Source organism: Pseudoclavibacter sp. RFBG4 (assembly GCF_002931515.1).
Taxonomy (GTDB): Bacteria; Actinomycetota; Actinomycetes; order Actinomycetales; family Microbacteriaceae; genus Pseudoclavibacter.
On sequence record NZ_PSYC01000030.1, the window covers coordinates 1 to 12594 of the forward strand.

Sequence of the window (12594 nt, forward strand, 5' to 3'; positions counted from 1 at the left end):
CGCCCCGACTCCCCTGATCCCCGACTCCCCCGACGACTTGGAGCGCGCCCATGAGCGGCCGAAGCGAAGACCCCTCGACGTCGACGTCGATCTCCCCCTGGAAGCGCTTCTGGGAGCGCGGCGGCTGGTGGAAGGCGACGCTGCTCGTCGTCGTGTACTACGCGCTCTACCAGCTCGGGGGCTTCCTCTTCGTGCCCTTCAGGGGCGACCCGGCACCCGGTTCCGCCTCCGCGCTGTTCTTCGACTACATCCTGCCGATCGCGTTCGGCGGTGCGCTGCTCGTCGCCTTCGCGCTCTCACTCGGCTGGCTGCGCGAGCTGTTCGCGCGGCAGCCGATCAACGGCAGGGGGTGGATGTGGATCGGCGTCGCCGTCGTCCTCGTCTTCAACGTGCTCCGCTTCGCGTCGCTCGACTACGCGGCGGCCGGGCTCGATGTCGTCGCGGCCTGGCTGGTCGCCGGCCTCTGCATCGGCTTCGCCGAGGAGGTGCTGACACGCGGCTACGTCGTGAATCTCATGCGCAAGGCCGGCCACTCGGAGCTCGCGACCGCGCTCGTCTCGGCCGCACTGTTCGCGGGACTGCACTCGGGGAACCTGCTCGGCGGGCAGAGCCTCTTGGCAACGGGCATCCAGGTCATCTACACGTTCGCGTTCGGCATCTGCATGTACCTCACGCTGCGGGTCACGGGTCACCTCATCTGGCCGATCCTCCTGCACGCGAGCACCGACCCGAGCATCTTCCTGCTGACCACGCACCCGGGAGACGGGCCCCTGGCGACGTTCGCCGGATTCGGGAACATCCCGGTCATCCTCTTCGGCCTCGTGGCGATCATCTTCATCCGCGGACGAGTCACTCCGCCCGCGGTTCCGGGACTGCCTGAAGGCGCGCCACGCGACTGACGGCGCGCACCCTCGTCGCGAGCTGAAGTCAAGGGGTCTGGAAACTCCAGGGGCACCTGCGACGCTCAACCGGATCACACCGGGAGCCCACATGACCTCGATCTGGCACGACACCACCGCTCGCCCCATCACGGACCCCTCCGACGAGTTGCCGAGCAGAAGCGACGTCATCGTCGCGGGTGCTGGCATCGCGGGACTGACCGCGGCGGTCCTCCTCAGCGAGGCCGGGCTGAAGGTCACCCTCGTCGAGGCGCGCACCATCGCAGCGCTCGCGACGGGCAACACCACCGCGAAGTTCTCGCTGCTGCAGGGATCGCAGCTCTCCAGCGTTCGAGCGCAGCGCGGCCACGAGATCGCGGCGGCCTACGTCGAGGCGAACAGGCTCGGACTCGACTGGGCGGCAGCGTTCTGCGCCGAGGAGGGTGTGGGCTGGCAGACGAGGCCGGCCGTGAACTTCGCCACGACGAGGTCCGGGGCGAGAAAGGTGGACGAGGAGCGTGCGGTCGCCGAGGAGCTCGGGCTGCGCGTCGAGACCGGCGGACACCATGGGCTGCCCTTCACGGTCGAGAACTTCTTCGCGGTCCCCGGCAACGGGCAGCTCGACCCGTACGAGCTGTCGATCGCGCTCGTCGCCCGGGCTCGCCGGGCAGGCGCGAAGGTCGTGGAGGGACTGACCGTCACCGCCGCCTCCCAGCACAAGGCGCACGTCGAGGTGCAGGCGACGCGAGCACCGGACGCCGACCTCGTCTCGTTCTCCGCGTCGCACCTCATCCTCGCCACCGGCTTCCCCGCGCTCGACCGCGGCCTGCACTTCGCGCGCCTCACCGCCCACCGCTCGCACCTCGTGTCGTTCAGATCGGAACGCGAGGTGCCGACGGGCATGTACCTGTCGATGGACTCGGGCGGCCACTCGTACCGACAGTTCCGTCGCGGCGGTGATGACTACCTGCTCGTCGGCGGGGCCGGACACCAGGTCGGGGCCTCCGTCTCGTCTCGAGGGCTCGTCGACGCCCTCATCGCCCAGGCGCACGAGCGCTTCCCCGGCCTCAACGAGACCCACCGGTGGGCCGCCCAGGACTACACGAACGTCGACGCGACACCGCTGTCCGGCCCCATCGACCCGCGCGACGACCGCATCCTCGCCATGACCGGGTTCGCGAAGTGGGGCATGACGAACGGCGTCGCGGCCGCCCACGACCTCGCTGCCCGCATCCTCGGCGGGCGGGCCGAGTGGATGAAGACCCTCTTCGATCGTGCTCCCAGCGCGAAGGGCGCCCTGGGGCTCGCTGAGCGCGGCGCACACACCGCGGCCAGGCTCACGAGCGAATGGGGCAAGGCGCTGAGCCACACCGCCGACGAGGCACCCGCGGAGGGCGAGGGGCGCGTCGGTCGCGACGGAGTGCATCCGGTCGCGACGAGCACCCTCGGCGGAACGACGCGCACGGTCTCTGCCGTGTGCCCGCACCTGGGAGGCGTCGTCGTGTGGAACGACGAGTCCTGCTCGTGGGACTGCCCCCTGCATGCTTCACGCTTCGAGGCGGACGGGACGCGGATCGAGGGCCCCGCCACGACGGGCCTGCCCCGTGTTCCCTAGTCGACGGCGTCAGCCTTCTCGAACCTCCCCTTGAGCTCATCGAGCTCCAGAGCGTCCGTGGTGACCTGCTTCTTGTCGTCGTAGACGTCCCGGTCGATCTCGTTGGTGGCGTTGGCGACGAGCATGGCGACGAACGTGTCGCCGTTCACGTTGAGGAAGGTGCGGAAGATGCCCGCGAACCAGTCGACGGCGATGAGGAGGCCGACGGCCTCGAACGGGAGGCCGAGCGAGGTGGCCAGGAACATGGCGACGACGGGGAAGCCGCCCGGCACGGTGATGGTGCCCATGTTCAGGAGGATGGCGAGGGCCATGCCGAGCACGATCGTCCCGAAGTCGAGGGTGATGCCGCCCGACTGCGCGAGGAACATGACGACGATCATGTAGTTGAGCACGGCGCCGTATGACCCCATCGTGAGGCCGACGGAGAGCGTGAAGTTGGCGACGGGCTGGCTGACGCCGACCTTCTCGATCGCCGTCTTCAGCACCGTCGGGTAGGTGACGGCCGAGCTGGTCGTCGTGATGGCGATCATCGTCTGGTCGCTGAGCTTGGCGGGAAGACGCGCGGGGTTGAGCCCCGTTCGCAGCCAAACGACGACCACGAAGAGCACGAGCAGGATGAGCACCCCGATGAGTGTCGAGCCCAGGTACTTGAGTCCGCTCGTCACGACGGCGAACCCGACGGTGCCCGCGAGGTTCGCGAGGAGGCAGAAGACGCCGATCGGCGCGATGAGCATGACGAAGCGGATCATCGTGAGGACGATCTGCTGGATCTGGTCGAAGAAGTCCAGCACGAGGCGGTTGCCGGTCTTGGCGATGAAGGCGTTGAGCGCGACGCCGAACAGCAGCGAGAAGATGATGATCGGCACCATCGTGGCCGTCGACATGGCCGCGAAGATGTTCGTGGAGACGAAGTTCACGACCGTCTCCTGCCAGCCCGTTGCCTCGGCCGCTGACTCCTGCAGCGCTGGGTCGACCGCAGCGGAGAAGTCGATGCCGGCTCCGGGCTGGACCGCGGCGCTGATGCACCAGGCGAGGATCGCGGCGACGACGGAGAAGCCGATCATCCACGTGAAGGTGCGGGCGGCCATCCGCCCCATGCCCGAGCCGCTCATGGCTCCGGTCGCGACGATGACCGAGGTCATGACGAGCGGCACGATGGCCATCTGGATGAGACGGATGAAGAGGTCGCCGACGAACTTGAGGTTCGCCGCCCACTCGCCCACGAGCAGACCGAACACGATGCCGAGGATGGCAGCGGACCCGATCTGGAGGGCGGGGTTTTTCAGAGTTCTCTTCACGGTGTCCTCCGGGCGACTGACGGTGAGCGGCGCAGAGCTGCGTCGGTGCGACCCAAGCTAGGTCCGCGAGAAGCCGCAGCTCAGCAGATTGGTAGGACCGTTACACGCTGTTCACGTGGCGGCTCAGGCCGTAACACGCTCTTTACAGGAGCGGGCATCTCCCGCCGCGAATGGGCCTCCAGTGCGTGCCACACTGAGGATGTGGTGACGGTCGCCACACCGCTCACGCGAGAACAGGTGGCCCCGTGACTGACACGACCGACCGATCCCTCGGTCCACTTCCGCGCACGCGGGCTCTCATCGCGGACGACATCGTGCTCCACCTGGAACGCCTCATCGTCGGGGGCGACCTCGAGCCAGGAGCACCCCTGCCCCCGGAGCGCACTCTGGCGCTCGAGCTCGGCGTCTCGCGCAACGCACTCAGGGAGGCCCTGACGCGACTCGAGGGCCTGGGCCTCCTCGAGCGCCGCCACGGGAGCGCCAATCGCGTCAGCCGCGCAATCCCCCTCACCGCCACGCTTGCCGGCAGGCTCCAGGCGGTGCAGGCGGACTACGACCACTCGGCGGAGTTCCGAGCCCTCGTGGAACCGCGCATCGCGCGGCTCGCGGCCGAGCGTATCGACCGGGAGCAGCTGACGACGCTCGGAGAGCTGCTCGCGCGCTCGGCCGACGAGACGGATGCCGACCTCTCCGCCAGACTGGATATCGCCTTCCACACGGCCATCGCCCAGGCCACCGCCAACCCCCTGCTCGCGACGCTCGGCGAGCTCACGGCGTCCTGGACCGTCGAAGCTCGCGTGCTCTCGCACCTCGAGGGGGAAGGACGCAGGGTCTCCCACGAGGGCCACTCACGCATCTTCGCCGCCCTCTCCGCTCGCGACTCGGAAGCGGCCGAGTACGCCATGCGCATCCACCTCTCGGAGATCCGGGACGTCATCGAGCAGGCGCGGAGCGAGGAATCCCCTACCAGCACCCACACCGAGGCAGGGGTTCAGCACAGCAATTCTGGTCCAACCAATCCCAGGCCATCAAAGAGCTGAGGGCAGCCGAGGCAGATCTCACCACGGTTCATTGCTTTCTTTTCGCTCGTCTCATCCCAGGGTGATCAGAACACGAGAGTGGATCGTGCCCCTTTGCTTGCTTCAGCCGAGCACGCAGTGAGGAGCGCCACCACGCCGCTGGCGATTTCCCCCTAAAGAAGCATCCTCAGCCGGCAGCGGGATTCCTTCATCTTGTCACCATACTTCGTACCTCGACTCAGACTCCGCTTGCGCTGTTCCAGTTGCAGTGGTGGGCACCAACGCCAGCGCCCCAGGAATCGGTGCGGTCCTGACCGACCCGTTCGAGGTTCGAAGTACCGGCGGGGGCGGCGCCGAAGTCCACCACTGTTCCTTCTCAGACGAGCGCATCCCACTCGCCCCAGGCCGGGACGGGTGCGTACAGCTCGTCCACCGGAATGCTGTCGCGGTCCGCGCGCATGCGTGAACGCGGGTTGAACTCCACGATGGTCATCCAGCCGGTGCCGTCTTCGTTGTTATGCGACTGAACCTTGGACACGGGCTTGTAGGCCTGCGCTGGGAGGGTCGGGTCGTACGGGCCGTATTCGTACGCGGTCGCAATGTCTTGGAAGAGGCGTCCGTCTCCCAGGTTCTTCCACCACGAGTCGGAGATTCGGGCACCGACACCGAACGCAGGCGACGTCTGCCGAACCACCGTGAACGATGGGTGCTCGCCTGGAGTTATGACCACAAAGTACGGGACGATTCCCGTCTTCTGGTCGACGGGCGGGACTGCTGCCAGCCGCTCACCCGTAGCGTTGTAGCGACGTAGGGCTTCCCTCTCGTCGATCCATGAGAGCTCGTCCGTGATGGCGTCCTGAGTCCATGGGTTGAACTGTCCGCAAAAGAGCCACTCAGCCATTCGCCCGTCCCCTCGCTTGGGAGATCCTGCCTCGGGCGGTCATTCTCCGCGCTCTCGCGCCTCGCGGGCGTCCCGCTCAGCGATCCACACGCGACCCTCCGCCAGCTTGGCCTTCTCCCACTCCGGCTGGTGCTCCTCGTCCCGCGGGAAGTGCTTTTGGTCCGTGACGTACGCAATCGAATCGATCTCATGCGTCCACTCCGGTTCTTCGTCGTAGTTGTACTCTGCCGTGAACGCCCCCGCCGCCGTCACCGTGAACTTCGCGCTAAACCACGTCCCAGCACCCTCCCGGTACGACGCAGCACGAAGCGCGTCCATCGCGTCCGAAACGGGGTCGGGAGTCCTCAGCGACTCATAGTGAACACCATCCTCGACCGCGCGCCCGTCTGCACGAACCGCGCGCATACTCATTCTCGAGACCGGGGCAAGAACCGAGCACAGCAACACCATGGCTTCATCTCCTGGGCGCAATTGCTCGGACAGCGCTCACGCCAGGCCGTCGGAGGCGATCTTCTCCGCAAAGAACCCCTGCTCACCGTCGATTTTCATACTTCTCCGTCCCCAGTCGCCATCATCAATCCTGTAGTCAACAACAAATTTGTCAGGCACCTTGCTCTCGCCTGAATACTTGGGCGCGATTCGCACTTCGATACTCGTTAGGGGGTCTTTCGCGAGAAGGCCTCGCCAGGAGTTCTCCAGGTTGAAGTAGCTGTTGCCCCGCCAGCCGACCGGTGACAGCGAAGTCGACCGAGGTTACGACTCAGACGAGCGCATCCCACTCGCCCCAGGCCGGGACGGGTGCGTACAGCTCGTCCACGGGAATGCTGTCGCGGTCCACGCGCATGCGGGAACGCGGGTTGACTTCGATGAAGTTGATCCACCCGGTTCCGTCTTCGCGGTTGTTCGTTTCGACCTTGGCGACGTGCCTATACATCTTCGGAGGAAGGGTCGGATCGTAGGTTCCGTACTCGTACACCGTCGCGATGTCCAGGAAAAGTCGACCGTCGCCCAAGTTCTTCCACCACGAGTCGGACTGGCGGGCACCCACGCCGAATGCTGGCGACGTCTGCCGGACCACGGTAAACGATGGATGCTCCCCGGGAGTCACCACAACGAAGTAGGGCACGATGCCCGTCGTTGGATCGACAGGCGGCACCGCAGTCAATCTTGCACCTACCGTGTCGTAGCGACGCCGTGCTTCGCGCTCGTCGATCCAGGAGAGCTCATCCGTGACAGCAGCCTGACGCCAGATACTGAACTGTCCGCAAAAACGCCATTCAATCACGTACTCATCCCCTCCACTGGGTAGTCCTTACGTGTGCCATCCTCGTGCATCGCCGTGACAGTACCGCCGTCCTCCGACACTATCCACTCCGTGCCCGTCACATCTTTCACCTGAATGTCCTTGTCATCTGCAAACTTGAGCAACTCAGCAGGCGGCGGCCCGTTCTGCACGGGCACTTCCAACACCTGCTGCCCGTGCAGTGGCTTGCCGATGAAATCGTCCGAGTCGTAGCCCGCCGCTTCAAGGTCCGCTCGGTTCGTAGGTGTGTCAGCTACGAGAACGTCACGACTGTCTATTGCATATTTCGTTGTGATCTCGTTCAGATAGGACTTCCACGTTGCAGGCTGCACCTCGGCGAGCTGGGTGTTCTTTCGCTCGACGATCACACCTTCCGGGTCGAAGGAGTCGATGCGGTTGTAGCTTGACGCGCCGGGCTTGGTCACATGAAGCTCCGGCACGCGATACCGGTCGTAGTTCTCGAGGTTGAAGATGTTGCCCCGGAACGCCGCCCGCACATGCTCGTCGTAAACGTAGTTGCCGTCAGCGTCCCGCATGTTCAGAAGCTGATCGTAGCGGGCGATGCGCGCTTGGTACTCCGGGGAGATGCCCGAATCGGGGTCGATGGTGAAGACAGGCTTCTCGGGCGCCCCAGTGGGGACTTCGACCGGTTTGCCGTCGGCCTGCGGCTTCCACTCGTCTCCAGCACCCACATCATCGAGACCGCTGTCCGGCTGGGGCTGACGTTCTGTCCCGTCCGGGTCGCGAACGTCTGGCGTCCCGTCACCGTCGAGATCGGGTCCCCTGCCGCCTGGGTCGCGCACTCCCCCGTGCTCGTCGAGCAGCCCCCCGGGCGAGCCCGGGGTTCGGTCCTGCCCGGGCATTTCTGGCGTTCGAACGTCAGGTGTTGCCGTCGACGGCCACGGATCCGGCTTCCCACCTGAAGGCACCTCCGGTATGCGCCCACCGTTCGGTATCCCAGCGAACTGCCCGTCGGGTCCCTGGAACTCTGGCAGTGACTTCACCCATGCGGCGAAGTCGGCGACGCTGGTGTCTGCCTTCGCGAGGGCGTCGGCGAACGGCTTGAGGGCTGCGTTCAACGCGTCGTCGAGTTTCGTGAGGCCGCCGCCGACCGTGAGAAGTCCGTCGGCAAGCAGCTGGCCGAGCTTCACCGAAAGGGAAACCGGGACCCCGGCGTCGGCAGCGGCGGCCGCAGCCTTCGCGGCTACCGACGAGACTTTCTCGCCCAAAGCCGTCGCTTTCGCCGCAGCGCCCGCACCGGTCGGGATGAGCACCGTGCCGATGTTGAACGTCAGCGAGCCAGCCGCCTGTGCCGGGTTTTTCTCCCAGTCCTCGGGAGTACCGACGAACCCTTCCCAGGTCGTCTTCCACGCCTCATCCCCGACAACGGCGGAGAGGCCGTTGTCCGCGCCATCCAGCCAGTCATCGTCGACGTTCCCCTGCTGCAACCCGTCGAGGAGATCATCAAGCGGTTGCACCACGAGGGCGCCAGCAAGTGCGAGCGTGCTCACCCACGACGGCCCCCAGACAGATCCGTCGAAGAAACCCCCCGTCTCTGGGTTGAAACCGAGGACAAGCGTGCCGAGGCCGGAAATCGTCTCAGTCAGGCTCTCCAAGATGCCAGCAGCGAAGTGGATGCCGTCGGTGTGCGCATCGGGAACATCCACACCCCACGGCAGCTCGCCGCCCGATGCTTCGAACTCCGCGTAGTTGATCGGCACGTACTCGGGGATCTCCTCGCCCAGCACCGTCTCGACCATAGGCAGGAGCACGTTCACGCATGTCGCGGCTTTCTCCGCCAACAGCGTCGCTTGCGTGGTCACATCCGCTTGGCGTTCCTCGTTCTCATCCACCCACGGCTGATACTGATCCCAGTCGAGATGCACTGACTCCGGCTTGTCGTTGGCGCTTGGCGGAGGTGCGAGCTTCCCCCTCGGCCTCGCCTTCTCGTGGATGTTGTACGGGCTGTCGCCGGGAATCGTGATCCCGAACTCGGTCTTGGTGAGGAAGTTCCACGCCTCGACCTTCAGATCCACGAGCTTCTTCACGATCGGAGCTGCCTCGTCCGCGAACGTCGCCAACGCTCCTTGCGCTGTGGCTGTGTCAGCGCTGACGGCGGACGTCATCGTCTCGACCGGCCCCATCAGACCGAGCAGGAGATCGCCTTCCGGCGCGACGTAGTGCGTTGCCATGCTCTGCCACTCGAGCGCTGCGTCCGCACCCGCGCCACCGATCGCGGTGCCCGTCGAGCCCAACGTTGCCGCTTGTTCGGCGATCGTGTCCGTGTCGAGCTTCGTGCCCGGAATCGACTCCGGGTCCAAGCGCCCGCGCAGATCCACCACGGCTACTCGCTCTCGGCCAGGAAGTAGTCGAAGTCGCCATCGGACGCGGCGGCGAGCGCTTCGTTCTGCGCGGCCTGCACGCCGTCGGCCATCTCATAGCCTGCGTTGACGTACACGGTCGTGGCTTCCTGGGCGCCAAGGGATGCAGCAGCCAGGTGGTTGCCCGCGACACCGCTCTGCTGCAGCTGCGCAGACACGAACGCGTTGATCGCGGTCGCGAGGTCCGCCTGATCGTCACAAGCTCCGGCTAGCGACTCCGCGATGCCCGGGAGGAGCGACGCGTTCGTGCTGAGGGTCTCGCTCGGCGCCTGCAGCTTCTGCAGCACACCCAGCACCCCATCTGGATGGATCCGATACTCCGACACCGACGCCCCCTCGTTTGGACCGATCCCCCGCGGCCCGGGATCAACCTATGAGCGAACGCGGATTCTCACAACGGGGAGAAGTCCCCGCCATCGTCTCCGAGCGCCACCAGCCACCCGTCGCCTACCCGCGCGATCCCAGCGAGCAGCACCTCGACCATGCCCACACCCCACCCATTCGAATGGACCTCCGTCCACCAGAACGGACCCGCCCCTTCGAGCCTCGCGGTATACCCCTCGGGCAACAGCACACGGACAGACGCCCACGACTCGATGCGCAGCGACTGCACCAGTGTCAGCTCCGCGCCAGTCGACGTCTGCTGCGCGTACAAGCCTCCACCGCCCCACAGCGGGCCCACAACGATGTCGGCGTCGATGACGGCAGCGGCAGCAACACAGGCCTCCGTCGACACCGGCTGCGACGTCAGTAGCGCCCAGTCCCGACGCGTCATCCCGCATCCTCGGCCCACGATCGCCAGCCAAGCCTTGCTGCAGCAGAACCGCTTTCAGCACCGGGCTCCGCGAACCTCGTCAGCACTCGGCCCGAGCCGGATGCACCGAACCTGCTCACTTTCACCGCAGGACTGGCGGGGTGGTCCGGAACCTGGCCGAACGTGACCGAGACCACTGGGCGAGGAACGCACAGTGCGCCGGAGCCAACTGTCAGATCCTGTCTGCCGCGATCGACGCTGACAAGCGCGTCCGTCACCGTCGCCTCCCGCCCCAACTCCCGCAGCGCGAGCTCCGCGTCCCGGGGAAGCACGTCGCCTTCGAGGAGCATGTGCGTCTCCTCGAGCAGGGCACCGGAGCCACGACGCAGAGCCATGGTGGCGGAGAGGCTGTCTCCGGCGACATAGAGCTGCGCGGGCGCGGGCATTCCCGATCGGACGAACTCCGTCACCCTTCTCCGGCTCCAGCTCGCCATCGCAGGTTCAGCGACACCCCAGCCAGTCGGCGCTCGACCCAGCACGCCCGCAAGGAGTTCGACAGCTCCCCCGAGCAGCAACGATGCTGTGGGTTCGTGGCGGATACGCACGGATAAGAGGGTTCGGGCGACGCCGGAGCTGCCTTCGACTGCCGGCGCGGTGACCGTCGCGGCTTTTGGCCCTGTAAAGGCATCACCGAGTGAATCGAGCAGCACGCCAGTCCCGGCAAAGCGGAATCCCTGCGCTTCGCGGACGATCCATCGGCCGCCGGTTCCGCGCAGGGCTCGCAGCATCCCAAGCGTCAACGAGCTGCCGGCGGGTGTCACCCAGGCAGCCCGGCCACCAGCTTCACCAACAGCGCGCATGAGGCCAAGACGCATCGAACTCGCGTGCAGCACACGAGCGTCCGTCTCGGCCACTACGAATCCATCACCGCTCAACGACACCAGCGGATGTCGGACGCGGAGCCCGTCACCTGCATCGGCGGTCACACCCCGTGGCGCCTTCGCGAACCCCTTCGGAGCCGCCCCCTGTTCCCCACCGAGCGACGTCGCCACTTCCCCCATGCGCACCCCCATGCGAATCAGCGCAAGCGTAGGACATCGACAACCCACGCGCTGGGCGACGCGTGGACACGGCGTCATCAAGCACAGCAGAAAGGCCCCGACTCCCTTGCGATTGCAGGGTAGTCGGGGCCTTTCAGATGGCGGTGACGGTGGGATTTGAACCCACGGTAGAGTCGCCCCTACACAACATTTCGAGTGTTGCACCTTCGGCCGCTCGGACACGTCACCGTGAGGAATCTTATACCGAGACCAGGGGTGCGCCGCAAATCGAGCCGCCCAGGCGTGTTTTCGAGCGCGCAGCCGGGCGGGGCCGGAGAAGATCGGTATCTGGATTGACTCGGTGAAGGGCGGCAGGGCTGGCTACCGAGGTGCTCCGGTCTCGATCAAGCGCACAGCGCCCACATCGATGCGGAGATCAAGCGTGCAGGCGGCCCGGCCCGGGCCGCGGAGCTCCTCGCCGTCGGCGTAGACGAGCACGCCCTTCGGCACCTGCACGCGGATGCTCGTCAGATGCTCGAAGTTGACGGCCGGGAGGCGCGTGTGCAGGCCGGCCATGGCAAGCGGGAAGAGCGTGAGCAGACCGATCCGTGGGAGCCCTGCGACGACGAACAGGTCGAGGTGCCCGTCGTCGATGACCGCGTGCGGCGCGACCGCGATGCCGCCGCCGATCGACGAGCCGTTCAGCACCGTGAGCATCTCGGCGGTGACCGACTCGGCAGGGCCGCCATCGATCCGAACATCGAACTCGAGCGGCTCGAAGTGCCGCACGGATTCCAGCAGGGCGGCGACGTAGCGGGCCGTTCCCGGCAGACGCCGCAACTCGTTGGCGCGCCGATTCACGACGGCGTCGAAGCCGATGTTGACCGAGTTGACGGCCACATGCTCGGTGCCGTCGAGCACCAGTTGCATCGCGTCCACGCTCCGGGTGCTCGCGGTGCCGGTGCGCAGCGCGGTGAGCATCTGCTCGATGCCGACTGCTGGCCTGCCGCGTTCGATGCCGGCGGCTCGAGCGAAGTCGTTGCCCGTGCCAGACGGCACGACCCCGAGGGGGATCTCGGTGCCTGCGACGAGACCCGCCCCCATCGACACCATGCCGTCCCCGCCCTGCACGATGAGCGCATCGGGGCGACGCTCCCCACCGAGCTCGGCCGCGGCCTGGCGTCGCAGCTCCTCGAACGAGTCGGCCGCCACGAGCACGACCTCGAGATCAGGCGAGGAGACGGCGCCCGCTCCTCCGGCGAGGCGCCTGCCGAGGTGCGCGGATGCGCCCAGCCCAGCCGCCGGGTTCACCACGTACAGGACTCTCTGCGCTCGCACGTGCCCATTCTGCACGCACCCGGTCCCGGCGCGCCGTCACCCCGCACTTCGCGGCTCGGGAATCGCG

At 66.6% G+C, this 12594-nt stretch carries 13 protein-coding genes and 1 tRNA gene; 3 read left to right on the plus strand and 11 right to left on the minus strand.

Annotated features, from left to right (window positions below; genetic code table 11):
- The first annotated feature begins 50 nt into the window (after positions 1–50).
- Together C5E10_RS12490 and C5E10_RS12495 are read left to right on the plus strand one after the other, a co-directional pair.
- Entirely contained in the window at positions 51–899 is an 849-nt protein-coding gene (locus C5E10_RS12490) for a CPBP family intramembrane glutamic endopeptidase (RefSeq protein ID WP_104331906.1), read from the plus strand.
- 91 nt (positions 900–990) lie between these two features.
- The gene (locus tag C5E10_RS12495; protein ID WP_104331907.1) at positions 991–2493 is read left to right on the plus strand and encodes an FAD-dependent oxidoreductase; all 1503 of its coding nucleotides are present in this window, start codon (positions 991–993) and stop codon (positions 2491–2493) included.
- Here C5E10_RS12495 and C5E10_RS12500 read toward each other — a convergent pair.
- Complete coding sequence (locus C5E10_RS12500) at positions 2490–3791, minus strand: dicarboxylate/amino acid:cation symporter (RefSeq protein WP_104331908.1); 1302 nt, start codon at positions 3789–3791, stop codon at positions 2490–2492. The two genes, C5E10_RS12495 and C5E10_RS12500, sit on opposite strands and share 4 nt — an antisense overlap.
- A gap of 245 nt (positions 3792–4036) precedes the next feature.
- Here C5E10_RS12500 and C5E10_RS12505 point away from each other — a divergent pair, with 245 nt between their 5' ends.
- The gene (locus C5E10_RS12505; protein ID WP_104331909.1) at positions 4037–4831 is read left to right on the plus strand and encodes a FadR/GntR family transcriptional regulator; all 795 of its coding nucleotides are present in this window, start codon (positions 4037–4039) and stop codon (positions 4829–4831) included.
- 355 nt (positions 4832–5186) lie between these two features.
- Here the strand turns inward: C5E10_RS12505 and C5E10_RS12510 are convergent, their stop codons facing one another.
- The 10 genes from C5E10_RS12510 to C5E10_RS12555 form a co-directional block, all read right to left on the minus strand.
- Entirely contained in the window at positions 5187–5711 is a 525-nt protein-coding gene (locus C5E10_RS12510) for a hypothetical protein (protein WP_104331910.1), read from the minus strand.
- Positions 5712–5750: 39 nt separating this feature from the next.
- The gene (locus tag C5E10_RS12515) at positions 5751–6161 is read right to left on the minus strand and encodes a hypothetical protein (protein ID WP_219820361.1); all 411 of its coding nucleotides are present in this window, start codon (positions 6159–6161) and stop codon (positions 5751–5753) included.
- Between the two features lie 36 nt (positions 6162–6197).
- Complete coding sequence (locus tag C5E10_RS12520; protein WP_104331911.1) at positions 6198–6449, minus strand: DNA/RNA non-specific endonuclease; 252 nt, start codon at positions 6447–6449, stop codon at positions 6198–6200.
- A gap of 22 nt (positions 6450–6471) precedes the next feature.
- The gene (locus C5E10_RS18895) at positions 6472–6996 is read right to left on the minus strand and encodes a hypothetical protein (protein ID WP_146080264.1); all 525 of its coding nucleotides are present in this window, start codon (positions 6994–6996) and stop codon (positions 6472–6474) included.
- Positions 6993–9356 carry a hypothetical protein gene (locus tag C5E10_RS12530; protein WP_104331913.1) on the minus strand — a complete coding sequence of 788 codons (2364 nt, stop codon included), beginning with the start codon at positions 9354–9356 and terminating at the stop codon, positions 6993–6995. The genes C5E10_RS18895 and C5E10_RS12530 overlap by 4 nt, the downstream gene beginning before the upstream one ends.
- Before the next feature lie 2 nt (positions 9357–9358).
- Entirely contained in the window at positions 9359–9721 is a 363-nt protein-coding gene (locus C5E10_RS12535; RefSeq protein WP_104331914.1) for a DUF6507 family protein, read from the minus strand.
- A gap of 65 nt (positions 9722–9786) precedes the next feature.
- The gene (locus tag C5E10_RS12540) at positions 9787–10170 is read right to left on the minus strand and encodes a hypothetical protein (protein WP_104331915.1); all 384 of its coding nucleotides are present in this window, start codon (positions 10168–10170) and stop codon (positions 9787–9789) included.
- Positions 10167–11135 (minus strand): DUF6177 family protein, encoded by a 969-nt coding sequence (locus tag C5E10_RS18900; protein ID WP_146080265.1) that lies wholly within the window; start codon positions 11133–11135, stop codon positions 10167–10169. Before C5E10_RS18900 ends, C5E10_RS12540 begins: the two co-directional genes overlap by 4 nt.
- Positions 11136–11348: 213 nt before the next feature.
- Positions 11349–11438, minus strand: a tRNA-Ser gene (locus tag C5E10_RS12550).
- 132 nt (positions 11439–11570) lie between these two features.
- Positions 11571–12527, minus strand: coding sequence for a diacylglycerol kinase family protein (locus C5E10_RS12555; protein ID WP_181062755.1), 957 nt, complete (start codon positions 12525–12527; stop codon positions 11571–11573).
- Positions 12528–12594: the final 67 nt, after the last annotated feature.